Annotated in this window: 24 protein-coding genes and 1 tRNA gene; 16 read left to right on the top strand and 9 right to left on the bottom strand. The window is 62.3% G+C overall.

Going from position 1 to position 25,515, the window contains the following annotated elements; genetic code table 11:
- Positions 1 to 83: 83 nt before the first annotated feature.
- The 4 genes from serS to X728_RS162310 all read left to right on the top strand — a co-directional run bounded on the left by serS (position 84) and on the right by X728_RS162310 (position 4,686).
- Positions 84 to 1,388 carry a serine--tRNA ligase gene (gene serS / locus X728_RS162325; protein ID WP_023667685.1) on the top strand — a complete coding sequence of 435 codons (1,305 nt, stop codon included), beginning with the start codon at positions 84 to 86 and terminating at the stop codon, positions 1,386 to 1,388.
- On the top strand, positions 1,388 to 2,149 hold the full coding sequence (surE, locus tag X728_RS162320; RefSeq protein ID WP_023830611.1) for a 5'/3'-nucleotidase SurE: 762 nt from the start codon (positions 1,388 to 1,390) through the stop codon (positions 2,147 to 2,149). The genes serS and surE overlap by 1 nt, the downstream gene beginning before the upstream one ends.
- Positions 2,150 to 2,175: 26 nt before the next feature.
- Positions 2,176 to 2,829, top strand: coding sequence for a protein-L-isoaspartate(D-aspartate) O-methyltransferase (locus X728_RS162315; RefSeq protein ID WP_023830612.1), 654 nt, complete (start codon positions 2,176 to 2,178; stop codon positions 2,827 to 2,829).
- Between the two features lie 357 nt (positions 2,830 to 3,186).
- Positions 3,187 to 4,686 carry a peptidoglycan DD-metalloendopeptidase family protein gene (locus X728_RS162310; RefSeq protein ID WP_023830613.1) on the top strand — a complete coding sequence of 500 codons (1,500 nt, stop codon included), beginning with the start codon at positions 3,187 to 3,189 and terminating at the stop codon, positions 4,684 to 4,686.
- Positions 4,687 to 4,796: 110 nt separating this feature from the next.
- On the opposite strand, the gene X728_RS162305 is transcribed toward X728_RS162310, so the two are convergent.
- Complete coding sequence (locus tag X728_RS162305) at positions 4,797 to 5,672, bottom strand: ATP-binding protein (RefSeq protein WP_023830614.1); 876 nt, start codon at positions 5,670 to 5,672, stop codon at positions 4,797 to 4,799.
- A gap of 270 nt (positions 5,673 to 5,942) precedes the next feature.
- Here X728_RS162305 and yajC point away from each other — a divergent pair, with 270 nt between their 5' ends.
- The 5 genes from yajC (at position 5,943) to X728_RS162280 (ending at position 11,356) form a co-directional block, all read left to right on the top strand.
- Positions 5,943 to 6,290 (top strand): preprotein translocase subunit YajC, encoded by a 348-nt coding sequence (gene yajC / locus X728_RS162300; RefSeq protein ID WP_023667680.1) that lies wholly within the window; start codon positions 5,943 to 5,945, stop codon positions 6,288 to 6,290.
- A gap of 54 nt (positions 6,291 to 6,344) precedes the next feature.
- A complete protein-coding gene (locus tag X728_RS162295; RefSeq protein ID WP_031194771.1) occupies positions 6,345 to 7,340 on the top strand; it encodes a hypothetical protein in 996 nt (331 codons plus the stop codon).
- Positions 7,341 to 7,558: 218 nt separating this feature from the next.
- Positions 7,559 to 10,111, top strand: a complete 2,553-nt coding sequence (secDF, locus tag X728_RS162290; RefSeq protein ID WP_023830616.1) for a protein translocase subunit SecDF — start codon at positions 7,559 to 7,561, stop codon at positions 10,109 to 10,111.
- 11 nt (positions 10,112 to 10,122) lie between these two features.
- On the top strand, positions 10,123 to 10,512 hold the full coding sequence (locus X728_RS162285) for an Mth938-like domain-containing protein (protein ID WP_023667676.1): 390 nt from the start codon (positions 10,123 to 10,125) through the stop codon (positions 10,510 to 10,512).
- Position 10,513: 1 nt separating this feature from the next.
- Complete coding sequence (locus X728_RS162280; RefSeq protein ID WP_031194773.1) at positions 10,514 to 11,356, top strand: phytoene/squalene synthase family protein; 843 nt, start codon at positions 10,514 to 10,516, stop codon at positions 11,354 to 11,356.
- Positions 11,357 to 11,392: 36 nt separating this feature from the next.
- Here X728_RS162280 and trmFO read toward each other — a convergent pair whose 3' ends face one another.
- From trmFO to X728_RS1000000168290, 3 genes are all read right to left on the bottom strand, one after another.
- The gene (gene trmFO, locus X728_RS162275) at positions 11,393 to 12,805 is read right to left on the bottom strand and encodes a methylenetetrahydrofolate--tRNA-(uracil(54)-C(5))-methyltransferase (FADH(2)-oxidizing) TrmFO (protein WP_023830617.1); all 1,413 of its coding nucleotides are present in this window, start codon (positions 12,803 to 12,805) and stop codon (positions 11,393 to 11,395) included.
- Positions 12,806 to 13,296: 491 nt separating this feature from the next.
- The gene (locus X728_RS1000000168285) at positions 13,297 to 13,440 is read right to left on the bottom strand and encodes a DUF1127 domain-containing protein (RefSeq protein ID WP_023667673.1); all 144 of its coding nucleotides are present in this window, start codon (positions 13,438 to 13,440) and stop codon (positions 13,297 to 13,299) included.
- Between the two features lie 51 nt (positions 13,441 to 13,491).
- Positions 13,492 to 13,632: a DUF1127 domain-containing protein gene (locus X728_RS1000000168290; RefSeq protein ID WP_006335194.1), complete on the bottom strand. Its 141-nt coding sequence runs from the start codon at positions 13,630 to 13,632 to the stop codon at positions 13,492 to 13,494.
- A 234-nt stretch (positions 13,633 to 13,866) separates the two neighbouring features.
- Here X728_RS1000000168290 and X728_RS162270 point away from each other — a divergent pair, with 234 nt between their 5' ends.
- From X728_RS162270 to X728_RS162260, 3 genes are all read left to right on the top strand, one after another.
- Positions 13,867 to 14,979 (top strand): DUF2157 domain-containing protein, encoded by a 1,113-nt coding sequence (locus X728_RS162270; protein ID WP_023830618.1) that lies wholly within the window; start codon positions 13,867 to 13,869, stop codon positions 14,977 to 14,979.
- Positions 14,976 to 15,557 carry a GDYXXLXY domain-containing protein gene (locus tag X728_RS162265; protein WP_031194775.1) on the top strand — a complete coding sequence of 194 codons (582 nt, stop codon included), beginning with the start codon at positions 14,976 to 14,978 and terminating at the stop codon, positions 15,555 to 15,557. The genes X728_RS162270 and X728_RS162265 overlap by 4 nt, the downstream gene beginning before the upstream one ends.
- A 75-nt stretch (positions 15,558 to 15,632) precedes the next feature.
- Positions 15,633 to 17,081: an aromatic amino acid lyase gene (locus X728_RS162260; protein ID WP_031194777.1), complete on the top strand. Its 1,449-nt coding sequence runs from the start codon at positions 15,633 to 15,635 to the stop codon at positions 17,079 to 17,081.
- Between the two features lie 101 nt (positions 17,082 to 17,182).
- Here X728_RS162260 and X728_RS162255 read toward each other — a convergent pair.
- A tRNA-Leu gene (locus tag X728_RS162255) sits at positions 17,183 to 17,267 on the bottom strand.
- A gap of 352 nt (positions 17,268 to 17,619) precedes the next feature.
- On the opposite strand from X728_RS162255, the gene tig reads away from it, so the two are divergent.
- From tig to X728_RS162235, 4 genes are all read left to right on the top strand, one after another.
- A complete protein-coding gene (gene tig, locus X728_RS162250) occupies positions 17,620 to 19,095 on the top strand; it encodes a trigger factor (RefSeq protein ID WP_023830621.1) in 1,476 nt (491 codons plus the stop codon).
- Positions 19,096 to 19,355: 260 nt separating this feature from the next.
- A complete protein-coding gene (locus X728_RS162245) occupies positions 19,356 to 19,736 on the top strand; it encodes a cytochrome c family protein (protein WP_023667668.1) in 381 nt (126 codons plus the stop codon).
- Positions 19,737 to 19,889: 153 nt separating this feature from the next.
- Positions 19,890 to 20,822 carry a heme o synthase gene (locus X728_RS162240; RefSeq protein ID WP_023830622.1) on the top strand — a complete coding sequence of 311 codons (933 nt, stop codon included), beginning with the start codon at positions 19,890 to 19,892 and terminating at the stop codon, positions 20,820 to 20,822.
- 179 nt (positions 20,823 to 21,001) lie between these two features.
- Positions 21,002 to 21,823, top strand: a complete 822-nt coding sequence (locus tag X728_RS162235; RefSeq protein WP_023667666.1) for a DUF2189 domain-containing protein — start codon at positions 21,002 to 21,004, stop codon at positions 21,821 to 21,823.
- A gap of 62 nt (positions 21,824 to 21,885) precedes the next feature.
- Here X728_RS162235 and X728_RS162230 read toward each other — a convergent pair whose 3' ends face one another.
- Genes X728_RS162230 through ctaD form a run of 4 tightly spaced genes read right to left on the bottom strand, consistent with a single transcriptional unit; the run spans position 21,886 to position 25,500 of the window.
- A complete protein-coding gene (locus tag X728_RS162230; RefSeq protein WP_023667665.1) occupies positions 21,886 to 22,284 on the bottom strand; it encodes a cytochrome C oxidase subunit IV family protein in 399 nt (132 codons plus the stop codon).
- Between the two features lie 9 nt (positions 22,285 to 22,293).
- Positions 22,294 to 23,016 (bottom strand): heme-copper oxidase subunit III family protein, encoded by a 723-nt coding sequence (locus X728_RS162225; RefSeq protein WP_023667664.1) that lies wholly within the window; start codon positions 23,014 to 23,016, stop codon positions 22,294 to 22,296.
- Positions 23,017 to 23,029: 13 nt separating this feature from the next.
- Complete coding sequence (locus X728_RS162220) at positions 23,030 to 23,734, bottom strand: cytochrome c oxidase subunit 3 (protein ID WP_023830623.1); 705 nt, start codon at positions 23,732 to 23,734, stop codon at positions 23,030 to 23,032.
- The gene (gene ctaD / locus X728_RS162215; protein WP_023744787.1) at positions 23,731 to 25,500 is read right to left on the bottom strand and encodes a cytochrome c oxidase subunit I; all 1,770 of its coding nucleotides are present in this window, start codon (positions 25,498 to 25,500) and stop codon (positions 23,731 to 23,733) included. Before ctaD ends, X728_RS162220 begins: the two co-directional genes overlap by 4 nt.
- Positions 25,501 to 25,515: the final 15 nt, after the last annotated feature.

Below are 25,515 nucleotides of genomic sequence, written 5' to 3' on the forward strand. Positions count from 1 at the left end.
GCGGAAAAACGCGACAGCCGCCATCTTGCATCGATGAAGGATGCGGTTTACGCCCTCAGGCCTTAGCTCGAGGACGACCAACCATGCTTGATATCAAATGGATTCGCGACAACCCGAAGGCCCTTGTCGAGGCGCTGGCCAAGCGCTCGTGGTCGGCTGACGAGGCGCAGTCCACGGTCGATGAGCTGATCAAGAAGGACGAAGCGCGGCGCGAGCACGTCACCGAGCTGCAGACCAAGCAGGAACGCCGCAACGCCGCCTCGAAGGAGATCGGCAACGCCATGCGTTCGGGCGACACGGCACTTGCCGAAAAGCTCAAGGCCGAAGTCGGCGATATCAAGACCTTCATCCAGAATGGCGAGGCGCGCGAGCGCGAGCTCGACAAGACGCTGAACGATGCGCTGGCGGTGCTGCCGAATGTGCCGCTCGACGACGTGCCGGTCGGCAAGGACGAGCACGACAATGTCGTCAAGCATATCGTCGGCGAGGTGCCGACTCGGCCGAACTGGGTGAAGGAGCATTTCGAGATCGGCGAAGCGCTCGGCATGATGGATTTCGAGCGGGCGGCAAAGCTGTCGGGATCACGCTTCACCGTGCTGAAGAGCGGGCTGGCGCGGATGGAGCGCGCCATCGGCCAGTTCATGCTCGATCTGCACACGACCGAGCATGGCTATGAAGAAGTCATCCCGCCACTGATGGTGCGCGACGAAGTGCTTTTCGGGACCAACCAGCTGCCGAAATTCGAGGACGACCTGTTCTTCGTGCAGCATGGCGATGGCCGGCTCGGGTTGATTCCAACCGCCGAGGTTCCGCTCACCAACCTGGTGCGCGAAGAAATCACGGCCCATGAAAAGCTGCCGCTGCGCTATACGGCGCTGACGCCGTGTTTCCGCTCGGAAGCGGGCTCCGCCGGCCGCGACACGCGCGGCATGTTGCGCCAGCACCAGTTCTACAAGGTCGAGCTGGTCTCGGTCACCGACCAGGAGTCTTCGCTCGCCGAGCACGAGCGGATGACGCAGTGCGCGGAAGAGGTGCTGAAGCGACTGGAGCTGCCGTTCCGCACCATGGTCCTGTGCACGGGCGACATGGGGTTTGGCGCGCGCAAGACCTACGACATCGAGGTCTGGCTGCCCGGCCAGAACGCCTATCGCGAAATCTCGTCCTGCTCGGTCTGCGGCGACTTCCAGGCCAGGCGCATGGATGCCCGCTACAAGGACCGGGATGGCAAGGGCAACCGCTTTGTGCACACGCTGAACGGTTCGGGCACCGCTGTCGGCCGTGCGCTGATTGCCGTCATCGAAAACTACCAGAATGAGGATGGCAGCGTAACCATTCCTGAAGTGCTGCGGCCTTATATGGGCGGTCTGGCAAAGATCGAATCGAAATAATGCGCATTCTCCTGACCAATGATGACGGCATCCATGCCGAGGGCCTGGCGTCGCTCGAACGCATCGCCCGCACGCTGTCGGACGATGTCTGGGTGGTGGCGCCGGAGCAGGACCAGTCGGGCTATGCGCATTCGCTGTCGATCTCGGAGCCGCTTCGGCTGCGCAAGATCGGCGAGAAACACTACGCCGTGCGCGGCACACCGACCGACTGCGTCATTATGGGCGTCAAGAAGATCCTGCCTGGCGCGCCGGACCTGATCCTGTCCGGGGTCAATTCAGGCGCCAACATCGCCGACGACGTCACCTATTCCGGCACCGTCGCCGGCGCCATGGAAGGCGCGTTGCTCGGCATCAGATCGATCGCGCTCAGCCAGGGCTATTCCTATGTCGGCGAGGATCGTGTGGTGCCTTACGAGACCACCGAGACGTTGGCGCCTGCGCTGCTGAAAAAGCTCGTCGCCATGCCGCTGCCGGACGGCGTGCTGCTCAACGTCAACTTTCCCAACTGCCTGCCTGACGAGGTCGCCGGCACCGTCGTGACGTCGCAAGGCAAGCTGGTGCACAGCCTGTGGGTCGACGAGCGCCGCGACGGGCGCGGCCTGCCTTATTACTGGCTGCGCTTCGGCCGCGAGCCGGTCGAGGGCAAGCAGGGCACCGATCTCCATGCTCTGCGCAACCGGCTCGTGTCTGTGACGCCGCTGCAGCTTGACCTCACCGCGCATGAAATCCGTGACCAACTGACCAAGGCGCTGTCTGAATAAGGTGTTCGCATGAAGAAGGTTCTGGCATGAACTTGCCGCTCGACGATCGCGAGGGTTTTGCCGCTTTCCTGCTGCGCCTGCGCGGCCAAGGCGCGGTGCCCAAGGCGCTTATCGCGGCGTTCGAGGCGACGCCGCGCCGCGGCTTCCTCAACGGCCAGTTTCATTCCATCGCCTGGTCGGACGGCATGCTGCCGATCGAATGCGGCGAGGCGATCGAGGGCGCCGATCTGCAGGCGGCGGTGATCGCATCGTTGGCACTAGAGCCCGGAAACCGGGTGCTCGAGATCGGCACCGGCTCGGGCTATACGGCAGCGGTGATGTCGCGACTGGCGGCGCGCATCGTCTCCGTCGACCGCTACAAGACGCTAGCCGAACAGGCGAGGCAACGCTTCGAGGCGCTCGGCATCGGCAATGTCGTCGTGCGCCAGGCCGACGGTTCCAACGGGCTTGCCAACGAGGCGCCGTTCGACCGCATCGTCGCCTGGGCGGCTTTCGACAGCCTGCCGCGCTTCCTGCTCGATCAGCTGTCGAGCGGCGGCATCGTCATCGCGCCGATCGGGCCGGAGGAGGGCGAGCAGGTGCTGGCCAAGCTGACCAAGGTCGGCAGCCGCTTCGAGCGCGAGGATATCGGCACCGTGCGCTTGCAGCCGATCCTGCGCAGCGTTGCGGCGGTTATCTGAATTCTGCCTGTCACGCGCTTCGAAGGTAAGCCGAAGCCGATCGTTTCGTCATCCACGGGCGAAGCAAGGAGCGTAGCGACGCAGCGCAGACCCGAGGATCCATGCCGCGCCATCAAGGCGTAGCTACGGCGCCGAATTCTGCTCTGCTGCATTCTTCGGCCAATGTCACGGAATGGATCCCAGGGTCTCCGCGACGGCGCTTCGCGCCTGCTTCGCCCAGGGATGACGACGTTGGTGAAGGCGCCTTACAAAATGTTTTAAGAAAATTTGCGTCTGATTCTATGGGGTTAACCCGCCAGTAACATTAACGCGCTTTAATCATGACCAGTGTGTACCGGGTCTGTGCGGGTTAGTGCGATGCAATTCAGTGTTTTGAAGGCAAACGGGCGTACTCTGTCGCGGGGCTGCGCTGTCCTCATGCTAGCCGGAGTGGCGGCGGGGTGTAGCTCCCAAGTCTCGCGGTTCAATGGTGTCGACGACGTCTTCACCTCCTCGACCAACAATCAGCGCGCCATCATCGACAAGCAGAGCACTGCGCAGCCCTATCCGGGCGATGTGGCGGCCGAGCCGATCGCTGCGGCACCTGTCGATGGCAGCCATAACCAGTCGGTCAGCCGCTCCAGCCTGGAGCCAGTCACCGTCCAGCAGCTGCCGCCGCCGAGCGCGCCCAAAGCTGCTCCGATGCGCACCGCTTCCGCGCCGGCGCTTGCACCGGCACCGCATGTCGACAGAACGACTACCGGCACCGTCCAGCCGGCGAGGCCGTTCAAGAATGCCGGTGACTCCGATCCGAAACCAGTTGCGGCTGGTACGCCGCATGCGACCGAGATCGTGGTCAGCGACGGCGAGACCATTTCCGGCATCGCTCATCGCTATCATGTGCCCGCCGACGTGATCATGAAGGTCAACGGCTTGAGCGCCACCAAGGGGCTGAAGACCGGTCAGAAACTGGTCATCCCGGCCTATGCCTATTCAAGCAAGGGGACAGAGCCGAAACTTGCCGACGGCAAGCCGGCAAACAGCCCCAAGGCGCCGGCGCCGGAGAAGATCGCCGTACTGCCGCAGCAGCCGAAACTCAAGGACGGCAAGTCCGCCGCGCAGGTTGACGCTTCGGCAGCGAACAAGCCGAAGACCGACAAGCCGGCGCAGACTGCCTCGGCTGCGCCAAAAGCCGGCGCGGGCACCTACACGGTCCAGTCGGGCGACAGCCTGTCCTCCATCGCCAGGAAGACCGGCGTTGGCGTCGTGGCGCTGAAGCAGGCGAACGGCATGCAGGACGGCCTGCTCAAGATCGGCCAGACGCTGAAGGTTCCGGCAGGTGGCACCGCAACGGTCGCCAGCGCCAAGCCGACCAAAGTTGATCCGGTGACGACCGCGACCACCCAACCGGCGGCAAAGCCGACGGAGACACTCGCCACCTACACGCCGCCGAAGAAGGACGCCAAGGTCATCCAGCAGGCCGAGGACGACGATGCTGTTGCGCCCGATGCCACCGGCATCGGCAAGATGCGTTGGCCGGTGCGTGGCCGCGTCATCTCCAATTTTGGTGGCGGCAAGGATGGCGTCGACATCGCCGTGCCTGAGGGGACGCCGGTCAAGGCGGCCGAGAACGGCGTGGTCATCTATGCCGGCGACGGCCTCAAGGAATTCGGCAATACGGTGCTGGTGCGCCACGAAAACGGGCTGGTCACCGTCTATGGCCACGCCAGGTCGATCGAGGTGCAGCGCGGCCAGAAGGTCAAGCGCGGCCAGGAGATCGCGCTGTCGGGCATGAGCGGCACCACCGACTCGCCGAAGCTGCACTTCGAAGTGCGCAAGAACTCGGCCCCGGTCGACCCCTCAGGTTATCTCGAATAGTCGGGAATAGAACAATAAACGTTTTGCAGGCCGTCTGACCTCCAGTCCGGCCCGCCGGCTCAGCCCGCTCCGCAAGGGGCGGGCTTTTTCAGTGACCTGACGGAAATCAATCAGTCGTTCAGCGGCTTGCCGAGCCGGCCGGCCAGATCCTGAGTGAATTGCCAGGCGACGCGGCCCGAGCGGCTGCCGCGTGTCGTTGCCCATTCCAGGGCGTCGGCGCGCAGCTGCTCCGGGTCGATCTTCAGTCCATGATGGGTGGCATAGCCGTTGACCATATCGAGATATTCGTCCTGCGAACATTTGTGGAAGCCGAGCCACAGGCCGAAACGGTCGGACAGCGAAACCTTTTCCTCGACCGCCTCGGACGGGTTGATGGCGGTCGAGCGCTCATTGTCGATCATGTCGCGCGGCAACAGGTGCCGGCGGTTCGACGTGGCGTAGAAGATGACATTGGCCGGGCGGCCCTCGACGCCGCCTTCAAGGGCTGCCTTCAGCGACTTGTAGGAGGTGTCGTCATGGTCGAAGGAGAGGTCGTCGCAAAACAGGATGAAGCGAAACGGCGCCGCCTTAAGCAGGCCCATCAGCCTGGGCAGCGTGTCGATATCCTCGCGATGGATCTCGATCAGCTTGAGCGGCAGGTCGGATTTGGCCTGGGCGTTGATCTGCGCATGCACGGCCTTGACCAGCGAGGATTTGCCCATGCCGCGCGCACCCCACAACAACACATTGTTGGCGGCATGGCCGGCGGCGAAGCGTTCCGTGTTTTCGACCAGAATGTCGCGCACGCGGTCGACGCCGCGGATCAGGCCGATGTCGACGCGGTTGACCTTGCGCACCGGCTCGAGATAGCCGGGATCGGCCTGCCAGACGAAGCAATCGGCCACGGCAAGATCGGTCTGCGGCACTGGCGGCGGAGCGAGGCGGGTGACTGCCTCGATCAGGAGGTCTAGCTTTTGGTTCAGGGCCTCGATGGTGCCGTCGGTCATGTCTCGTCTTTTATGTTTCCGCACAAAACTGCGTCGGGGCGAAATCGTCTTGGTGGAAGCGGCTGAAAAACCGGTTCCAAGCTTTTGTTTGGGCATGATCTTTTGCGAAAACCACGCCCGTATTCCGGGAGCATGCTCTAACACGGGTCAACCGGCCGGAAAAGCAGCTGAAAGCCCGGCCGCGCAGTTGCATTGGTAACTTTACCCACTATATTCCGGCCAAATTTGGCGAGGCCGCCCTACGGCCTTCTTCGTAACCAGGAGTTCTTGATGTTCGTCACACCGGCATACGCCCAAGCTACCGGAACTCCGCTTGGTCCGTTCGGGGATATCGGCATGATACTCCCGTTCGTTCTGATCTTCGTGATCATGTATTTCCTCATCATCCGGCCGCAGCGCGCCCAGTTGAAGAAGCGCCAGGAGATGATCTCGGCCGTGCGCCGTGGCGACACGGTCATCACCGGCGGCGGCTTCGTCGGCAAGGTGACCAAGGTGATCGACGACAATGAGCTTGAGATCGACCTTGGCGGCGGCACCAAGGTGACGGCGCTGCGCTCGACGATCGCCGATGTTCGGGTCAAGGGCGAGCCGGTGGCCAACCAGAACGCCAAGAAGTAAGCCAGTTTCCCAAGCGGAGCGATCCGCGGGCAGAGCTCTGACAAAAGACGGCGTATGGTCCATTTTTCGCGCCTGAAAATGATCCTGATCTGGCTTGCTATGGCCACAATGCTCGTCGACGCGCCCAGTCTTCACGCTGCCGGCGCGGACGTGCTGCTTCGATTGGACGCGACCGATGTGATCGATCGCCGGTTGGAGGCGACGCGTGACGAAATCAGGACGCTGCTGCGCGATGCAAGGATCGGCTATACTGGTCTTGCTAAGTTGGGTCGGGCCGTTCAGGTGCATATCACCGACGCCGCTCAGGTCGGCGCGGCCAAGATGGCATTGGAGGCGGTGACTGATCCTGTCCTTGGCAGCGCTGGTCCGGTTCAGGAAGTGATCCTGGATGATACCGGAGCAGCGTTGCTCAAGTTCACGGTAACAGACACAGGCATCAAGTATCGGATGTCGATCGCGCTTGCGCAGTCGATCGTGGTCATTAAGAATCGCCTGCGTGATCTTGGTGTTGCCGACCCAGTAGTGCGGCCAGAGGGCGAAGACGGTATGCTGGTCCGGACCTCGGGCGTTGCGGATTTGCAAAGGCTGAGGAGAATTCTCACCCGAACCGGAATGCTGACTTTTCAGTGGGTTGATGAGTCGATGCCGGTCGCTGATGCGATCAATGGCCGGACGCCCGCTGGCTCGGTGGTGGTTTATTCGAAGGACGATCCACCGGTTCCCTATCTGGTTGAGAGCCGAACGATCGTTTCCAGTGACGACATTGTCAATGCTCAGGCGACTCCCAACTCCGTCACAAATGAGCCGGCGGTTTCGTTCACCTTCGATTCCAGGGCAACGGCACGCGTTGCGCAGGCGACCTCGCAGAATGTCGGCAAGCTATTTGCGATGATCCTCGACAACCAAGTGCTTTCGGTGCCAGTCGTCCGCGAGCCAATTCTTAACGGCCGCGGCCAGATATCGGGCAACCTTACAAAGGAGAACGCCGATGATCTGGCCTTGCTTTTGCGTTCCGGACCGATGCCTGCACAATTGAAAATAGTCGAGTAGCGCACGATAGCGCCCGGCGGTGATCAGAATTAGAATGGGAACCGACAGAGGCGATTGACGCCGAAACCGCTGCCGGCGGCAGCGCCAAATTGACCTCAGCGCGCTCGACAATCGGCGAAGTGCGGGTTAAGGGCGAGCCGGTGGCAAATAAGAACGCCAAGAAATAACCGAATTGTCGGCGGAACGATCCGCCAGTACGCCCTGACGGACAACGCCATATGCTGTATTTTTCGCGCCTGAAGATGATCCTGATCTGGATCGCCGTGGCCGTCACATTCATCCTTGCCGCGCCAAATCTCTTCCCGGCCAGCACATTGGCGCAATTGCCCAACTGGGTTCCGAAGCGGCAGATGACGCTTGGTCTCGATCTGCAGGGCGGTTCGCACATCCTCTTGCAGATGGACCAGAACGATCTGGTCAAGGCGCAGCTGGAAACGACGCGCGACGAAATCCGCACGCTGCTGCGTGATGCGAAGATAGCCTATACCGGCCTTGGCGGCACCGGCAGGACCGTACAGGTGCGCATCACCGATCCAACCCAGATCGATGCCGCCAAGGCGGCGCTTAAGCCGCTGACCGATCCGGTCGCCGCCGGCCTGTTCACCGGCGGCTCCATCCAGGAAATGTCCCTGGATGATTCCGAAGCCGGCCTGCTCAAATTCACCGTCACCGACGCCGGCATCAAATACCGCACCTCGGCCGCATTGGCGCAGTCGATCGAAGTCGTCGAGCGCCGCGTCAACGAACTGGGCACTACCGAGCCGATCGTGCAGCGCCAGGGTGACGATCGTGTGCTCGTCCAGGTGCCGGGCCTGCAGGATCCGCAAAGGCTGAAGGAGATCATCGGCCAGACCGCCAAGATGACCTTCCAGATGGTCGATACCTCGATGTCGGTGCAGGATGCGCTGAACGGCCGCCCGCCGGCAGGCTCCTCGGTGCTTTATTCGCAGGACGATCCGCCGGTTCCGTATCTGGTGGAAAATCGCGTCATCGTGTCCGGCGAGGATCTTGCCAAGGCCACCGCAACTTATGATTCCCGAAACAACGAGCCGGTGGTTTCGTTCGTCTTCAACTCGCGCGGTGCGACACGGTTCGGCCAGGCGACCCAGCAGAATGTCGGCAAGCCGTTCGCCATCATCCTCGACAATCAGGTGATTTCGGCGCCGGTGATCCGCGAACCGATCCTCGGCGGCAGCGGCCAGATTTCAGGCAATTTCACCGCCGAAAGCGCCAACGACCTCGCCGTGCTGCTGCGGGCCGGTGCGTTGCCGGCAAAGCTGACCGTGATCGAAGAACGCACGGTGGGCCCGGGCCTCGGCCAGGATTCGATCCATGCCGGCAAGGTCGCCGGCATCATCGGCTCCATTCTCGTCGTCGCCTTCATGTTCGTCGCGTACGGACTTCTGGGCTTCCTCGCCAACATTGCGCTCGCCGTGCACGTGGCGATGATCGTCGGGGTTTTGTCGCTGCTTGGCGCGACGCTGACCTTGCCCGGCATTGCCGGTATCGTGCTGACCATCGGCATGGCGGTCGATTCCAACGTGCTGATCTATGAGCGCATCCGCGAGGAGCGACGGGCCGGCCGTTCGGTCATCCAGTCGATCGACACAGGCTTCACCAAGGCGTTGGCGACCATCGTGGATTCCAACGTGACGTCGCTGATTGCCACGGTCGTGCTGTTCTATCTCGGCACCGGACCGGTGAAGGGCTTCGCCATCACCTATGCCATCGGCATCCTGACCACGGTGTTCACCGCCTTCACCTTCACCCGTCTGCTGGTGTCGATCTGGCTGCGCCGCGCGCGTCCGAAGGAATTGCCGCGTGCGCCGGTGACCTTCGTTCCGGCCGGCACGAAAATCCCGTTCATGGGCATCCGCCGCTGGACCTTCGCACTGTCCAGCCTGCTGTCTGTCCTCTCGGTCGTGCTGTTCATGACCGTCGACATCAATTACGGCATCGACTTCAAGGGCGGCTCGATCATCGAGGTGCAGTCCAAGCAAGGCGACGCCGATATTGGCGATATCAGAAGCCGGCTGTCGGAGCTAAACATCGGTGAAGTGCAGGTCCAGCAATTCGGCGCGCCGAACGACGTGCTGATCCGCGTCGGCACCCAGGATGGCGGCGAGAACGCCGAGCAGACCGTCATCGACAAGGTGCGCGGCGAGCTCCAGGACAATTACGATTTTCGCCGCGTCGAGGTAGTGGGTCCCACCGTTTCGGGCGAGCTGGCCAAGCAAGGCACGATTGCCATGATCATCGCGCTGATCGGCATCCTGGTCTATGTCTGGTTCCGCTTCGAATGGCAGTTCGCGGTCGGCGCCATCGTGGCGACGGTGCACGATGTGGTGATGACGCTGGGCTTCTTCGTCATCACCGGGCTCGAATTCAACCAGTCTTCGCTGGCGGCGATCCTGACCATTATCGGCTATTCGCTCAACGACACGATCGTCGTCTATGACCGTGTTCGAGAAGATTTGCGAAAATACAAGCGAATGCCGCTGCCGCAATTGTTGAACAACGCCATCAACGAGACGCTGTCGAGAACGACGCTGACCTCGGTCACGACCATCCTGGCGCTGCTGGCGCTGGTGTTGTTCGGCGGCGAGGTGATCCGCTCGTTCACCATGGCGATGCTGTTCGGCGTCGTCTTCGGCACCTATTCGTCGATCTTCATCGCAGCGCCCTTGCTGATCCTGTTCAGGCTCAGGCCGCAGGGAGCGAGCGCCGATGAGGAGAAGCCGGTTGGTGGCGGCAAGGCCATGGCGACCTGACGGCTGCGCTGGTGGCAAAAGGCATCGTCATCCGCGAGGCGCATTTCCCCGGACGGGCGCCGATCGAAGCCTACGGCAATGGCGGCTTCCGCTTCGCCGACATGTCGCATCGCGGCTCGCTTCTGTGCCTGCCCTCCGGCATCCATGGCTGGGAGCCGGCCGATCCGCTGGCCCTGACGGCGGCGGATTTCGACCTGCTGCTGGCCGAGGCCGACAAGGTCGAGATCCTGCTGGTCGGCACAGGCAAGGATTTGCGGCCCTTGCCGGCAGCACTTCGGGCGGCGCTGAAGGCGGCTGGCATTGGCTCCGACCCGATGTCGACGGGGGCAGCGGTGCGGACCTACAATGTTCTGCTTGCCGAAGACCGCGCCGTGGCCGCGGCGCTGATCGCCGTCGACTGACGTGACCGATACAGCTGACATCGTCATGGAGACGGTGCGCGCCGGCGACCATGACCGCTATGTCAGCGCACTCTATGCACCGGCCAACAAGCGCGCGGCGCTGTTTTCGCTTTACGCCTTCAATGCCGAGATTGCGTCTGTCCGAGACCGCATCCACGAGGCATTGCCGGGCGAAGTGAGGCTGCAATGGTGGCGCGATGTCATCGCTGCTGAAGCCGCAGCCACAGGCAACCCGCTCGCCGATGCGCTGAAGGCGACGATTTCTGCCCATGGCCTGCCCAAAACTGCCTTTCGCAACATGCTCGAGGCCCGCATCTTCGACCTCTATGACGATCCGATGCCGTCGCGCACCGATCTCGAGGGATATTGCGGCGAGACGGCGGCCGCGCTGATCCAGCTGGCGGCGATGGTGCTCGATCCCATTGAGGCGCCGCGCTTTGCCGAACTGGCGGGCAGGGCCGGCTGCGCCCAGGCGATGACCGGCCTGTTGCTGCTGTTGCCGCTGCATCGCCGACGCGGGCAATGCTTCGTGCCGGCGGATATCCTTGCCGCGGCCGGCTCGTCGCCGGAGGAGTTCGTCAGCGGCGACGGCGGCCCCGGCGCTCAGCGCGCGGTGGCTGCGATGATTGCATTGGCGCAGGAGCATCTCCGCGCTTTCGAGCAAGGGGCGTCCGCACTTCCGGAAACGCTGCGTCCGGCGTTCCTGCCGCTGGCGCTGACCAGCGCCTATCTCGGCAAGATGGCCAATGGCCGCTCGCCGCTTGGTGGCGCAGCCCGGCTTTCGGCTCTGCGCCGGCATTGGCTGTTGCTCAGGCGCGCAACGCGGGGTTGGCCAGCGAGTTAACGTAAACGTCAATCGCGTTAGGACTCTGAGACTTGGCTATTCAGCAGCTTCCGATGTTTGCGCCGGCAGCCCTAGCCACTCCCGACAATCTGCCCGCGCGCGTGAGGTGATCGCGTGGCGCTTGGCCACCGTCTTGTCCTTGCCGCGCAGGCGTTTGCCTTCGGTCTTCGGTGCTTCCACCGGCGGGAACAGGCCGAAATTGACGTTCATCGGCTGGAACGAGCGTTTGCCCAGCTCGTCGTCGGAAACGATGTGGCCGCCGGTGATGTGGTTGAGCAAGGCGCCGAAGGCGGTGGTGAGCGGTGGCAGCGATGGCGCGTGGCCGAGCCGCTCGGCGGCGGCGAAGCGGCCGGCGAGCAGGCCGATCGCCGCGCTCTCGACATAGCCCTCGCAGCCGGTGATCTGGCCGGCAAAGCGCAGGCCCGGCCGCGACTTCAGCTGCAGCGAGGCGTCGAGCAAGGTCGGCGAATTGATGTAGGTGTTGCGGTGCAGGCCGCCGAGACGGGCGAACTCGGCGTTTTCCAGGCCCGGAATGGTGCGGAAGACGCGCACCTGCTCGGCATGCTTCAGCTTGGTCTGGAAACCGACCATGTTGTAGAGCGTGCCCAGCGCATTGTCCTGGCGCAGCTGCACCACGGCATAGGCTTTTACCGTCGGATTGTGGGCATTGGTCAGCCCCATCGGCTTCATCGGCCCGTAGCGCAGCGTCTCAACGCCGCGCTCGGCCATGATTTCGATCGGCAGGCAGCCGTCGAAATAGGGCGTGCCTTCCCACTGCTTGAATTCGGTCTTCTGGCCGTCGACCAGCGCCTGTACGAAGGCGAGATACTGGTCCTTGTCCATCGGGCAATTGATGTAGTCCTTGCCGGTGCCGCCGGGCCCAACCTTGTCGTAGCGCGACTGGAACCAGCAGGTGTCCATGTCGATCGTGTCGAAATGGATGATCGGGGCGATGGCGTCGAAGAAGGCCAGCGCGTCGGCGCCGGTTGCCTCGGCAATCGACTGGGCGAGCGACGGCGCGGTCAGCGGTCCCGTGGCGATGATCGCCTGGTCCCACTCCGCCGGCGGCAGGCCCGGCACTTCCTCGCGCTGGATGGTGATCAGCGGGTGGGCTTCGAGCTTCTTCGTCACCGCGTCGGAGAAGCCGTCGCGATCGACGGCCAGCGCGCCGCCGGCCGGCACCTGGTTGGCGTCGCCAGCACTCATGATCAGCGAGCCGGCCAGCCGCATTTCGGCATGCAGCAGGCCGACGGCATTGTTCTCGGCATCGTCGGAGCGGAAGGAATTGGAACAGACGAGTTCGGCCAGCCCATCGGTCTTGTGCGCATCGGTGCCGCGCACCGGCCGCATCTCATGCAAAATGACGGGAACGCCGGCCTGCGCTGCCTGCCAGGCGGCTTCGGAGCCGGCGAGGCCGCCGCCGACGATGTGGATTGGATTTTTGCTCATGAGCGCCGGAATAATCGCTTGGCGCGCCGTTTGCAATTGGCCGGTGCGAGCGTGGATCATTGTCGTGCAACGACGGAGCTCGACTTTCTTATGTCCGCGGCGACGGTCTGATGGCGGCGTAAAGCGCCTCGATCGACTGCATGCGCAATTGAAAAGCCTGCCCCAAAACAACAACACCCGCCGCGGGAGGAGGTGCGGCGGGTGTCGTTTTTGGGGCCGATCCTCGGGAGGAGGTGGGGATCGGCCGTATTCGTCATCGCCGGGGAGGAGGTCGGCTTTGACGAAATTCTTTTCGCCGGATCGAGGGAGGCGAAATCCCTGGAAGACGAACTGCGGTCACTTTGGAGACGAACTGCGTTCGGTTTGGAAACAGCGCCCGCCGCGGGAGGAGGTGCGGCGGGCGCCGTTTTGGTGGTCAACCCTCGGGAGGAGGTGAAGGCTGACCGTATCCGTCAGGGTCGGGGAGGAGGTCGACCCTGGCGAAATTCTTGTTAGATCGTCGCCCTGCGGGCGATGATCTTGATCTCGTCACGGACGATGCCGAGATCATGGAGCTGACGGTTCGAAAGGCGACCCAGCTCGGTAACGGTGTCGCGGTAAACGCGCCAGTTACGATAGTTGCGGATCAGGTTCATTGTCGTTCTCTTTTTCAAAACTGGTTCGGACCATTTGCGATCCGAAGAGGATTAGACCGCCTTGCGGGCGACGTAGTGGATGTCGCTGCGGCTGATGCCGAGGTCGGTCAGTTCACGGTTCGACAGGCGGCTCAGCTCGGAGACGGTGTCCCGGTAGCGGCGCCAGTTGCGGTAGTTGCGGATCAGGTTCATGGTAGTGCTCGTTTCGTCTTTCTTCGGATCATTCCGTTTGTGTACGAACAGTAAATAGGCTGGGTTATATCGATTTAAAAGTGCTGTTGGCGCATGGCAGCAATGCAAATTGTGCAATGCAACATTAACGCGCATTCACGCTTCGTCATGAAGAAACCCGAATCGGAAAATGACGTTGCGTCAACGATTTGAGCGGATCGGCTGTCAGAAAGACCAATCTGGGGGAGAAGCGGCATGGCGAGCTATTCGTCGCGGGCGAGGGCCGATATCGGGCGGTGGCTGCAGGCTGGCCTGATCGACGCAAAGACGGCCGATGCGCTTAAGCGCGACATCGACGCAAACGAGCGCAAATCGCTGAGCTTCGGCACTATATTGGCCATGATGGCGGCGCTGCTGTTCGGCGCCGCGATCCTGCTCTTCGTCGCCGCCAACTGGGACGCCATCCCGCGGCTGGTGCGGGTCGCCACACTGTTTGCCGTCATTCTCGCCGGCTATGTCGGCGGCGCTGTCTTGAAGATGCGCGACCATGCGGCGATCGGCGAGGCGCTGTGGATCGTGGCCGCCGCGGCCTTCGGCGGATCGATCGCGCTGATCGGCCAGATGTACCATCTCACGGGCGACGAGGCCTCGGCCATCGTCACCTGGGGCATCGGCACGGCACTTGCCGCGGTGGCGTTGCGCTCGAACCCGCTGACGGTCGCTGCCGTCGGCATATCCGTTGCCTGGCTGTTCGTGCGCGCGTTCGACTTTTATGACCGCCCCGTATTTCCGGATTTCTTCGTCGTGATGGCGCCGGTGCTTTTTGTCGTCTCGTTCTGGACGCGTAGCCAGCCGGCACGCCACTTGATCATTCTCTCGGTCATTTTCTATATCGCGGTGCGCGGCCTGGACCAGAACACGCTCGCCCTGGCTATTCCTCTCGTCGCGGTGTCGGCGCTGCTGTTTGCGGTTTCGATCTTCGCCGCCGGGCCGGCCGACTGGATCTTGCAGCTCGGCGGGCGGCTGCCTTTGCACGCCTTGACCGGCTTTCTCACCGGGCTGGCGATGATCCAGATCGAACTGGGCGATGATAACGCCTTCAGCAACGGCTTTGCCGTCGCCTCGGTTATCGCGCTGGCCGGGATTGCGGCGGCGATCGTTCTGGGCGGGCGCGAGAGCAGGGGGCTGCGCTGGGTTGCTTATGCCGGCTTTGCCTTCGAACTTGCCATTATCTACGTCGTGACCTTGCAGACGATGCTCGGCACGGCCGGCTTCTTCCTGGCTGCCGCGGTGCTTTTCGGCACCCTGGCTCTCGTCATCATCCGTGTGGAAAAACGCATGAAGGCCCCGGAAGGAGCGGCAGCATGATGTCGGGAAAGAAACTTGTCATCTCGGCGCTGGTCCTGGCGCTCGTCCAGATCGGCTTCCTGAGCTGGATCATCGCCGGCCGCGCGGCGATCCTGCGCAACGGCAAGGAGGTCTTGCTGAAAGTCGAGCCGGTCGATCCGCGCGATCTGCTGCGCGGCGACTATATTATCCTCGGCTATGAAATATCGCGCTTGCCGGTGAAGCTGATCGCCAACATCCCGGCCGGCCAGCTCGTGAGCGAGAACACGCCGATCGTGGTCCGGCTGAAGCCGGGCGCCGACGGCTATTGGCATGCGACCACGGCCTGGTTCGGCAGGGCTCCGACGCCGGCGACCGCCGACGAAGCCGATATTGTCGGCCAGGTCGCGCCGGGCTGGACGCTTGATCCTGAATCCACGATCGCACCGCAATACGGCATCGACCGCTTCTACCTACCTGAGGGCCAGGGCATGGCGATCCAGAACGACATGCGGGTGCGGCCATTCGGCGTGCGCATCGCGCTCGCCGCCAGTGGCGAGGCGCAGATCAAGGGGCTGATGGACGGCGACAAGACATTGTTTGAGGAACCGCTCTACTAGAAGACATTACCCAGGGCATGGATTTCGGCAACGATCGATCGCTCCGCCCTCATGCAAACCAGACGGGCGAAGACAATGCCGATTACGGTGACGACGCGCGAAGATATCAATCTCGATGCCGTTTTGCGCGTCGCCTGGAGAAACGACACGGTCGAAATCGGCGACAAGGCCTTGCAACGCATTGCCGAATGCCGCGCCTCGTTCCTGAAACTCATTGAGTCCGATCCGCCGCCGGTCATCTACGGCGTCACCACCGCGATGGGCGAGCTGGCAAGCCGCAAGCTCGAACTTGACGAGCGCGACCGCCATGCGCGCATCAAGGCTTTTGCCGCCGCCACATCGTTCGGTGAGCCATTGCCTGAGCGCGTCGTAAGGGCGATCGTGTTGGCGCGGCTGACCAACTTTATCGAAGGCAATGCCGCGACCACGCCGCGCATCGCACGGGCGGTCGCGGCGATGCTCGACGGCGGCCCGATGCCGGTGGTGCCGTCGCAGGGGCAGGGCGGCGCCGGCGAGATCCTGGCGCTCTATCCGCTGTTTGCTGCGCTTACCGCCAGCCTTGAGCTTGAGGTGAAGGAGCGCGGTTCGCTGATCAACGGCTCGCCCTGCGCGGCGGCACTGGTGGCGGACGCAGCACTTGCCGCGCGTCGTCGCCTCGCCATGGCGCACAAGGTGTTCGCGCTGTCGATCGAAGCGTTTCGTGCGCCGCTCGAGCATTATGATGCAGCGCTCGACGGGCTCTGGGGCGACGAACACGAAGCGGCCGCCTTGCAAGGGTTGCGGCAGTTTCTGGTCGGCGCCGGGGATGGACGGCGCAATTATCAGGCGCCGGTCAGCTACCGCATCGTGCCGCGCGTGCTCGGCCATGCGCATCGGGCGCTGGCCGGCGCCGAGCAGGCGGCGACCGTATCGCTGGCCTCGATCTCGGACAATCCAGTCTATATCCCGCCCGACGCGGCGCACCCGCTGGGGCGCTGCATCTCCACCGGCGGCTATCACAATGCCATGGCGACGCCGGCGCTCGACGATCTGGCGGCGATCTGGGCCGATCTCTGCCTGCTCTGCGACCGCCACGCCTCAAAGCTGCTGAACGGCAAGGTGTCGCTGCTGCCCGACTTGTTGATGACCGGGCGGCATTGGGCCGACAGCGACGGGCACGGCAATGTCGGCTATGTGCCGATGGCGATCACCGGCTATCTCGAACAGGCCAAACTCGCGGCGCAGCGCACCTTCATTCCGGGCACGGAATCGGCCGGCGCCGGCCAGGACGACGTCGCCACCACCGCATTCTTCGCCTGGACCAAGGAAGCGACGGCCGGCCGCTGCCTCGATGCGGCAATGGCGATGCTGGTGATGATCGCCTCGCAGGCCCTGTACGTGACTGAACGCGCCGCGCCGCCGGCATTGCAGGATTTTGTCGCGGATATCAGGAAGATCGTGCCGCCGGTCGACGCCGACCGGGTGCTGGGGCCGGAGCTGGCGAAATTGGCGGAGTGGTTTACCGGTCAAGTGTTTGAAGTGTAGGCCGTCGCCGCCAGTCCTCCTACGCCACGGCTTCGGAGGACACCCTTCGCTCTATCAAGCTCCTGGGTGGCCTGCCACCCGAAGCTCGATAGAGCGAAGGGTGGTGCGGATGAAGGGACTCGAACCCCCACGCCTTTCGGCACTGGAACCTAAATCCAGGGCGTCTACCAGTTCCGCCACATCCGCATTTGTCGGCAATCCCATGTAGCCATCATTCTGTCAATGTCGGGGCGAAAATGTCTGCCGTTGGGGCGGTCATTCGCTGCAACGCGAAGATGGTTGAAAATTGGCCTCGCCTGTGACAAAAGGCGTGTCAAATGTGACGGGACGCGCCGATCCGCTTCTGCAGAATGTGATAAGAAGTAGGAAAAACAAGAACTTATTCACATCTTGGAACGCAGTTTGGAAGAATTTGAGCCGTAATTTCGGTCAAATCGCCAGGTTCCGTACCAAAAGCCATTCCCGGCAAGATTGTACCGGCAGGCTGTGAACGGCAAGACGCCGTGGCAGCCTCTTTGGTGAAGATAAAGGTTTTACGATGCAGGTCACCGAAACGCTCAACTCCGGTCTCAAGCGCGAGATCAAGATCACCGTGCCGGCCGGTGATATGGAAGCCAAGCTGATGGCGCGGCTGTCCGACGCCAGGAACAAGGTCCGCATCAACGGCTTCCGTCCCGGCAAGGTGCCTGTGCAGCATTTGCGCAAGGTCTACGGCAAGTCGTTCATGGCCGAAGTGGTCAATGAGATCCTCAACGATTCGACCCGTTCGATCATCACGGGGCGCGGCGAAAAGGCCGCCATGCAACCTGAAGTGATCATGACGGAAGATGAGAAAGAGGCCGAGAAGATCCTGGCCGGCGGCGCCGACTTCGAATTCCGCCTCAACTACGAGGTCATCCCGGCGATCGAGATCAAGGATTTCTCCGACATCAAGGTGACGCGCCAGGTATTCGAAGTGCCGGACAGCGAGATCGACGAGCAGGTCCAGCGCGTTGCCGAATCGGCGCGCAGCTTCGAGCCGAAGACCGGCAAGGCCGCCGAAGGCGACCGCGTTTTGATCGACTATCTCGGGAAGATCGACGGCGAGGCCTTTTCCGGCGGCGCCGGCACCGACCAGCCGCTGGTTCTGGGGTCCAAGGAATTCATTCCGGGCTTCGAGGACCAACTGATCGGCGCCAAGGCCGGCGACGAGAAGCAGGTCACGGTCACTTTCCCGGAAAACTACCAGGCCGCGCATCTGGCCGGCAAGGAAGCCACCTTCGACGTCACCGTCAAGGAAGTGTCCAAGCCCGGCGCGCTGGAAATCAACGACGAGATGGCCAAGAACCTCGGCCTGGAATCGCTGGAGCGCCTGCGCGACGTGGTGCGCGGCCAGATCGAGAACCAGTTCGGCTCGATGACGCGCCAGAAGGTCAAGCGTCAGCTGCTCGACCAGCTTGACGCGGCCTATTCGTTCGAGGCGCCGTCGAAGCTCGTCGATGCCGAGTTCAACAACATCTGGACCCAGGTCAACCGCGATCTCGAAGCCGCCGGCCGTACCTTCGCCGACGAGGAGACGACGGAAGAAGAGGCACGCGCCGAATATCTGCGGCTTGCCGAGCGCCGCGTGCGTCTCGGCCTGGTTTTGGCCGAGATCGGCGAGAAGGCCGGCGTCACCGTTTCCGACGAGGAACTGCAGCGCGGCCTGTTCGAGCAGGTGCGCCGCTACCCGGCCAACCAGCAGCAGGAAGCCTTCGAGTTCTATCGCAGCAATCCGGAAGCCCTGAACACGCTGCGCGCGCCGATGTTCGAGGAGAAGGTCGTCGACCATCTGCTCAGCCAGATCTCGGTCACCGACGTCAAGGTCAGCAAGGAAGAGCTGATGGCTGACGACGAAGAGGGCGATACCGCCAAGGCCAAGCCGGCGAAGAAGGCCGCTGCCAAAAAGGTTGACAAGGCTGAAAAGGCCGACGACGCGGAAGAGCCGAAGAAGAAGGCAGCCCCGAAGAAGAAGGCCGCCAAGGACGCCGAATAAGCGCCTGACGACAAGATCAGAAAAGGCCGCCCTCGAGGCGGCCTTTTTCGTTGTGGCGGATGTGCCTTGAGCCACCGCAGCCCACCTGAACCTTTGTACGGTCGACCTGTTCTACCTACCGGCCAGATTCTGTGGTACACAAGTGCCGCAATTCCATCTGGGGAGGAGCGGAGAATCTATTCTGCCGTGCAGGGCGCATGCTGGTGCTACCGGCATGTGCAGACCGTCTCAGGCAAATTTGACGATCAGGGAGGAATGCCATGCGCTTGGTTGCGTTTTTCGCCGTCGTTTCCGTTGCAACTTTCATCGCCAATCCATCGCGGGCACAGGACGCCGCGGCGGGCGAGAAGGTCTTCACCAAATGCAAGGTCTGCCACGTCGCAGACCAAGACACCAACAAGATAGGCCCTTCGTTGCATGGCGTTATCGGCCGGACGGCCGGCACGCATCCGGATTTCAAATATTCCGAAGCCATGATCGCGGCCGGCACATCCGGCGTCAAATGGGATGAGCCGACACTGACGACGTATCTTCACGACCCCAAGGCAATGGTCAAAGGGACGAAGATGGCGTTTCCCGGCCTCAAGAAGGACGAGGACGTCGCCAACGTCATCGCCTATCTGAAGCAATTTTCCCCGTAACCTGGCTCTTCGGCCGGCCAGAGCGTTTCACCGTCTCACGGAAACGGCGATCCGCTCGATCTCTTTGTTCTTACGCAATTCCGGACGGAAAACCGCATACGCTTTTTCTGGAATTGCTCTAGGCTGCCCGGTTTCCATCGATGGTCGTCTCAAATGTCGGTCAAGGAAAGCCTCAAGGATACCGGCGTCCGCCTCTCGGAAGCGACGGCCAGTGATTTCTTTGCGCTCTTGAAGCCTCGGGTCATGGCCCTTGCCGTCTTTACCGCCTTCGTCGGTCTGATGGTGGCGCCCGGCGCGATGAACCCGGTCATCGCCGTGATCGCCATAGGTGCGATTGCGGTTGGAGCGGGAGCGGCCGGCGCGCTCAACATGTGGTACGACGCCGACATCGACGCGCTGATGTCGCGCACGTCAAAGCGGCCGGTTCCGTCGGGCCGCGTCACGGCCGGCGAAGCGCTCGGCTTCGGCCTGGTGCTTTCCGCACTTTCGGTCATGACGCTCGGCGTGCTGGTGGGCTGGCTTGCCGCGTCACTGCTGGCCTTCACAATCTTTTTCTACGTCGTCATCTATACGATGTGGCTGAAGCGCTCGACGCCGCAGAACATCGTCATCGGCGGCGCAGCGGGTGCCCTTCCTCCGATTGTCGGCTGGGCGGCGGCCACCGGCGCCATCGGCATTGAAAGCCTGATCCTGTTCCTGATCATTTTCCTGTGGACGCCGCCGCATTTCTGGGCGCTCGCACTGTTCAAGGCCGGCGACTATGCCGCTGCCGGCATCCCGATGATGCCGAACGTGGCCGGCCAGGCCTCGACCAGAAGGCAGATCTTCGCCTATTCACTGCTTCTGGCACCGATCGGAGTGCTGCCCTGGGCGTTCGGATTTACGAGCGGGGTCTATGGGATTGTTTCGGCTGCATTGGGCGCGGGTTTCATCTGGCATGCCTGGAACGCCCTGGTCATCCTCGACAAGGAGATGAAGCCGGCCAAGGCGCTGTTTGCCTATTCGATCTTCTATCTTTTCGCGATCTTTGCCGTGCTGCTTGCCGATACCATCGCGATGCGCGCGTTCATGTCAGCCGGAGGGTGACGGCATGACGCTGTGTTCGGAAACTTCGCCTTCCGGGAGCCTTTTGTAAGAACGGGCGACAAGCTCCAGTCAATGGAGTATATTGATTGCGGTGCAGGTCGCGGTTCGCGTGGCCAGTCATGCAGAACGGCAGCACCGTGATACCGCGACCTTGCCGGACCTGGTCTGGAGGAACGGGCATGACAAGTTTTCACGTGATTGCAGGCGCCAGCGAAACGCTGGAACACACCAAAATCCGAAAAATCAGTGTTTCCGATCTTTTCGATGCGCTCAAGCGCGGTGTTGACGATTTTATGGTCAAACCGTCGCACATCGTCTTTCTCTGCCTGATCTATCCGCTTGTCGGCGTGGTGCTCGCTGCCTGGACTTCGGGTGCCAATGCGTTGCCGATGTTGTTTCCGCTGGTGTCCGGCTTTGCGCTTATCGGTCCATTCGCGGCGATCGGCCTTTACGAGATCAGCCGCAGACGAGAAGCCGGGCTCGACACCTCCTGGACGCACGCGTTCGAGGTCAGGAATTCTCCGGCCCTGCCAGCCATCGCCGCAGTCGGGATCATGCTGGTTGCAATCTTCATCGCCTGGCTTTTGGCGGCGCAGGTGTTCTACGAATATCTCTTCGGCCCGGCTCCGCCTGTATCGATTTCGGGCTTCATCAATGAAATATTTGCCACCGGACGCGGCTGGTCTCTGATTGTCCTGGGGCACGCCATCGGCTTCGTCTTCGCCGCGGTGGTGTTGTGCACGACGGTTGTCGCCTTCCCATTGCTGCTCGACCGCGACGTCGGCGCCTACGAAGCCATCCACACATCGGTGCGAGCGGTGCTGGCGAACCCGATCCCCATGGCTGTCTGGGGACTGATTGTCGCCGTCGCCCTGATCATAGGCTCGCTGCCGGTGTTTGCCGGGCTGGCGGTCGTGCTGCCGATCCTGGGTCACGCCACCTGGCATGTCTACCGCAAGGTTGTGGAGCCGCCATCGTCCCCGACGCGGGTCGGCCTCTGACCCTGCAGATCAGCTGATGGGAAGCTTCATCTCCGGTCTTTGACCGGAGATGAAGCTGTGCGTCAGGGCCCCGGTCCGAAGAAGGACAACCGGGTGAGAAGCGTGTAGTCCGCTTCGAAGAGCATCATCGCCACGAACACCAATATCAGAAGCGGCGGCAGGATGATCGCATAGGTCAGGGCCAGCCGCTCCCAGGCCATGTGCATGAACACGGCGACGATCAGCCCGGCCTTGAGGATCATGAAGATCAGGATCAGAGACCATCTGAGATAGCCGTGGATGCCGAGATAATCGACCATGTAGGAGCAGGCGCTGAGGATGAACAGCCATGCCCAGACCACCAGATAGAGCTTGATCGGATGTTCCTGATGAACCTCCGCGACGCCGGTCGATGGCCCTTCATGCGCATGATCAGAGTGCAGCGCGTGTTGCCCGAGGCCGTTTGCGGTTGCTTCAGCCATGTCAGCCTCTCACCAAAGATAGAAGAATGCGAAAATGAACACCCAGACCAGGTCGACGAAATGCCAGTAGAGCCCCATGATTTCGACGTTCTCGTAGCGACCCCTGCGGCTGGTGAAGAAGCCGGGACGACCGACGTCGTAGTCTCCACGCCAGACCTTTCGCGCCACGATGATGAGGAAGATCACCCCGATCGTCACATGCGTGCCGTGGAAGCCGGTGATCATGAAGAAAGTCGAGCCGAATTGTGCCGCGCCCCAGGGATTGCCCCACGGCCGTACCCCTTCGGTAATCAGCTTGGTCCATTCGAAGGCTTGCATGCCGACGAAGGTGGCTCCTAGCGCTGCCGTCAGAAGCATGAGGATTGCGGTTTTGCGGCGGTCGCGGCGATAGCCGAAATTGACCGCCATGGCCATCGTTCCGCTGCTCGATATCAGCACGAAGGTCATGATGGCAATCAGGATCAGTGGAATGTCCGAACCGCCGATGCGAAGCGCAAAGACCTCGCTCGGATTGGGCCACGGCACACGTGTGGAGACGCGCGCGGTCATGTAGGAGAGCAGGAAGCAGCCGAAGATGAAGGTGTCGCTGAGCAGGAAGATCCACATCATGGCCTTGCCCCAAGACACGTTCTTGAACGCGCGCTGATCCGAGGACCAATCGGCGGCGATGCCTTGCCAGCCTGCGGGCCGCGTCTCCGTTTGGCCGGTATGCGTCAGTGTCGTTTCTGCCATGCTCCTCGACCTCCTAGGTCAGCAACTGCCGGCAAATATCGATGAACGTCGCGGCCCAGCCGGCTAAAAGAGCGAAGATGGCGAGCCAGACGAAAAGCAGGAAATGCCAGTACATGGCGCATAATTCGACGCTGAGGCGAAGCCGTTCCGGCCGTGCCCCGTTCCAGGCGCCGGCGGTTGTCCTGCCCAGGCCCACCAGCCCTCCCACTATATGCAGGCCGTGCATCCCGGTTATCAGGTAGAAAAAACTGTTGGCCGGATTGGAGGCCAGAAAATAGCCATCGGCGGTCAGGTCCCGCCATGCCATGAGCTGCCCGATGAGGAAGGCGATCGCGGTGAGCCCAGCCGCGGCAAGGCCGAGCCTGACCGTGTCCATCCGGCGCTTGCGCGCCGCGATCGAGGCGCATTGCAGCGCAACGCTGCTCAGCACCAGCATGCCGGTGTTGAGCCAGAGCAGGCGTGGGATGGGCAGCGGCTGCCAGTCCGACAGCGCCATACGCATGAAGTAGGCGCTGGTGAACAGCGCAAACAGGCAGCCGACGACGGCGAGGAAGACACCGAGGCCGATCTTGGCGGTGGGCAGGCTCGATCGGTCGAAGGCGACAAAATCTCCTGCCACACCTTGCTCGAGCCATGGTTTCGCCATCAGCCGCTGATGCGAGAGCCACCAGCCGGCAAAACCGGCGATCACGAGCAGGAAGACCAGGGTGACGCTCATGCCGGCTCCCTGGAGGGGCCGAACGTGCCCGGCATGTTTTGCGGAATGAAGTCCTCCTTCGCGCCCGGCACGCTGTAGTCATAGGCCCATCGATAGACGATCGGCAGATCCTTGCCGAAATTGCCATGCGCCGGTGGCGTCTGCGGTGTTTGCCATTCGAGTGTCGTGGCTCGCCATGGATTGCCACCGGCCTCGCGCCCATGGCGGATGCTCCAGATAAGATTGAACAGGAACACGATCTGGGCGAAGCCGACGATGAACGCCATGATGCTGATGAACGAGTTGAGGTGATGCGCCGACTCCGTCATGACCGTCACGTCGGTCAGTTCGGCATAGCGCCGCGGCACGCCCATCAGGCCGATGTAATGCATGGGAAAGAAGATCAGGTAGGCGCCGAGGAAAGTGACCCAGAAATGGAACCGGCCGAGCGTCTCGTTCAGCATCCGGCCGGTGACCTTCGGGTACCAGTGGTAGATCGCGCCGAAGATGACGACGATCGGAGCAACACCCATGACCATATGGAAGTGAGCGACGACGAACATCGTGTCCGACAGCGGGACGTCGACGACGACGTTGCCGAGAAACAGCCCGGTCAACCCGCCATTGACGAAGGTGACGATGAAAGCCATGGCAAACAGCATCGGTATGGTGAGATGGATGTCGCCCCGCCACAGCGTCAGCACCCAATTGTAGACCTTGATCGCCGTCGGGATGGCGATGATCAGTGTCGTGGTGGCGAAGAAGAAGCCGAAATAGGGGTGCATGCCGCTGACATACATGTGGTGCGCCCAGACCACGAAGCTCAGCGCGCCGATGCCAACGATGGCCCAGACCATCATCCGGTAGCCAAAAATGTTCTTGCGCGCATGCGTGCTGATCAGATCGGAGACGATGCCGAAGGCCGGCAGCGCCACGATGTAGACTTCCGGGTGGCCGAAGAACCAGAACAGATGCTGGAACAGGATCGGGCTGCCGCCATTGTGCTGTAGCTGTTCCCCCATCTCGACAACCGCGGGCATGAAGAAGGAGGTTCCAAGCGCGCGGTCAAGCAGCATCATCACGCAGGCGACGAACAGCGCCGGAAAGGCGAGCAGCGCCATGACGGTGGCGGTGAAGATGCCCCAGACGGTCAGCGGCAGGCGCATCATCGTCATGCCGCGCGTGCGGGCCTGCAGCACCGTCACGACATAGTTCAGACCGCCCATGGTGAAGCCGATGATGAACAGGATCAGCGAAACGAGCATCAGGATGATGCCCAATTCCTGGCCGCCAGGTGTGCCGGTCATGATGGCTTGCGGCGGATAGAGCGTCCACCCGGCGCCGGTCGGTCCGCCGGGCGCAAAGAAGCTCGACACCAGCACCAGCACGGCAAGGAGGTAGATCCAGTAGCTCAGCATGTTGACATAGGGAAAGACCATGTCGCGGGCGCCGACCATCAGCGGGATCAGGTAGTTGCCGAAGCCGCCGAGGAAGAGTGCCGTGAGCAGGTAGATCACCATGATCATGCCGTGCATGGTGATGAACTGGTAGTAGGCCTCGGGGGTGATGAAATCGAACGTGCCGGGGAAGCCGAGCTGCAGCCGCATCAGCCAGGACAGCACCAGCGCGACCAGGCCGATGGCCGTTGCGGTCGCCGAATACTGGATGGCGATGACCTTGGCGTCCTGCGAGAAGACATACTTCGTCCACCAGCTGTGCGGATGGTAAAGCTCCATTTCCGCGACTTCGGCGGGCGGGACGGCATCTGCAGGCGTGATATCGACCATAGGCGGAGCACCTCC

Origin of the sequence: Mesorhizobium sp. L103C119B0, from assembly GCF_000502235.1 — a bacterium.
GTDB lineage: Bacteria > Pseudomonadota > Alphaproteobacteria > Rhizobiales > Rhizobiaceae > Mesorhizobium.

Bases quoted from the DNA above. Each gene is read 5' to 3' on its own strand.
- serS (WP_023667685.1), top strand. From the start codon at position 84: ATGCTTGATATCAAATGGATTCGCGACAACCCGAAGGCCCTTGTCGAG.
- surE (WP_023830611.1), top strand. From the start codon at position 1,388: ATGCGCATTCTCCTGACCAATGATGACGGCATCCATGCCGAGGGCCTG.
- X728_RS162315 (WP_023830612.1), top strand. From the start codon at position 2,176: ATGAACTTGCCGCTCGACGATCGCGAGGGTTTTGCCGCTTTCCTGCTG.
- X728_RS162310 (WP_023830613.1), top strand. From the start codon at position 3,187: ATGCAATTCAGTGTTTTGAAGGCAAACGGGCGTACTCTGTCGCGGGGC.
- X728_RS162305 (WP_023830614.1), bottom strand. From the start codon at position 5,672: ATGACCGACGGCACCATCGAGGCCCTGAACCAAAAGCTAGACCTCCTG.
- yajC (WP_023667680.1), top strand. From the start codon at position 5,943: ATGTTCGTCACACCGGCATACGCCCAAGCTACCGGAACTCCGCTTGGT.
- X728_RS162295 (WP_031194771.1), top strand. From the start codon at position 6,345: ATGGTCCATTTTTCGCGCCTGAAAATGATCCTGATCTGGCTTGCTATG.
- secDF (WP_023830616.1), top strand. From the start codon at position 7,559: ATGCTGTATTTTTCGCGCCTGAAGATGATCCTGATCTGGATCGCCGTG.
- trmFO (WP_023830617.1), bottom strand. From the start codon at position 12,805: ATGAGCAAAAATCCAATCCACATCGTCGGCGGCGGCCTCGCCGGCTCC.
- X728_RS1000000168285 (WP_023667673.1), bottom strand. From the start codon at position 13,440: ATGAACCTGATCCGCAACTATCGTAACTGGCGCGTTTACCGCGACACC.
- X728_RS1000000168290 (WP_006335194.1), bottom strand. From the start codon at position 13,632: ATGAACCTGATCCGCAACTACCGCAACTGGCGCCGCTACCGGGACACC.
- X728_RS162270 (WP_023830618.1), top strand. From the start codon at position 13,867: ATGGCGAGCTATTCGTCGCGGGCGAGGGCCGATATCGGGCGGTGGCTG.
- X728_RS162265 (WP_031194775.1), top strand. From the start codon at position 14,976: ATGATGTCGGGAAAGAAACTTGTCATCTCGGCGCTGGTCCTGGCGCTC.
- X728_RS162260 (WP_031194777.1), top strand. From the start codon at position 15,633: ATGCCGATTACGGTGACGACGCGCGAAGATATCAATCTCGATGCCGTT.
- tig (WP_023830621.1), top strand. From the start codon at position 17,620: ATGCAGGTCACCGAAACGCTCAACTCCGGTCTCAAGCGCGAGATCAAG.
- X728_RS162245 (WP_023667668.1), top strand. From the start codon at position 19,356: ATGCGCTTGGTTGCGTTTTTCGCCGTCGTTTCCGTTGCAACTTTCATC.
- X728_RS162240 (WP_023830622.1), top strand. From the start codon at position 19,890: ATGTCGGTCAAGGAAAGCCTCAAGGATACCGGCGTCCGCCTCTCGGAA.
- X728_RS162235 (WP_023667666.1), top strand. From the start codon at position 21,002: ATGACAAGTTTTCACGTGATTGCAGGCGCCAGCGAAACGCTGGAACAC.
- X728_RS162230 (WP_023667665.1), bottom strand. From the start codon at position 22,284: ATGGCTGAAGCAACCGCAAACGGCCTCGGGCAACACGCGCTGCACTCT.
- X728_RS162225 (WP_023667664.1), bottom strand. From the start codon at position 23,016: ATGGCAGAAACGACACTGACGCATACCGGCCAAACGGAGACGCGGCCC.
- X728_RS162220 (WP_023830623.1), bottom strand. From the start codon at position 23,734: ATGAGCGTCACCCTGGTCTTCCTGCTCGTGATCGCCGGTTTTGCCGGC.
- ctaD (WP_023744787.1), bottom strand. From the start codon at position 25,500: ATGGTCGATATCACGCCTGCAGATGCCGTCCCGCCCGCCGAAGTCGCG.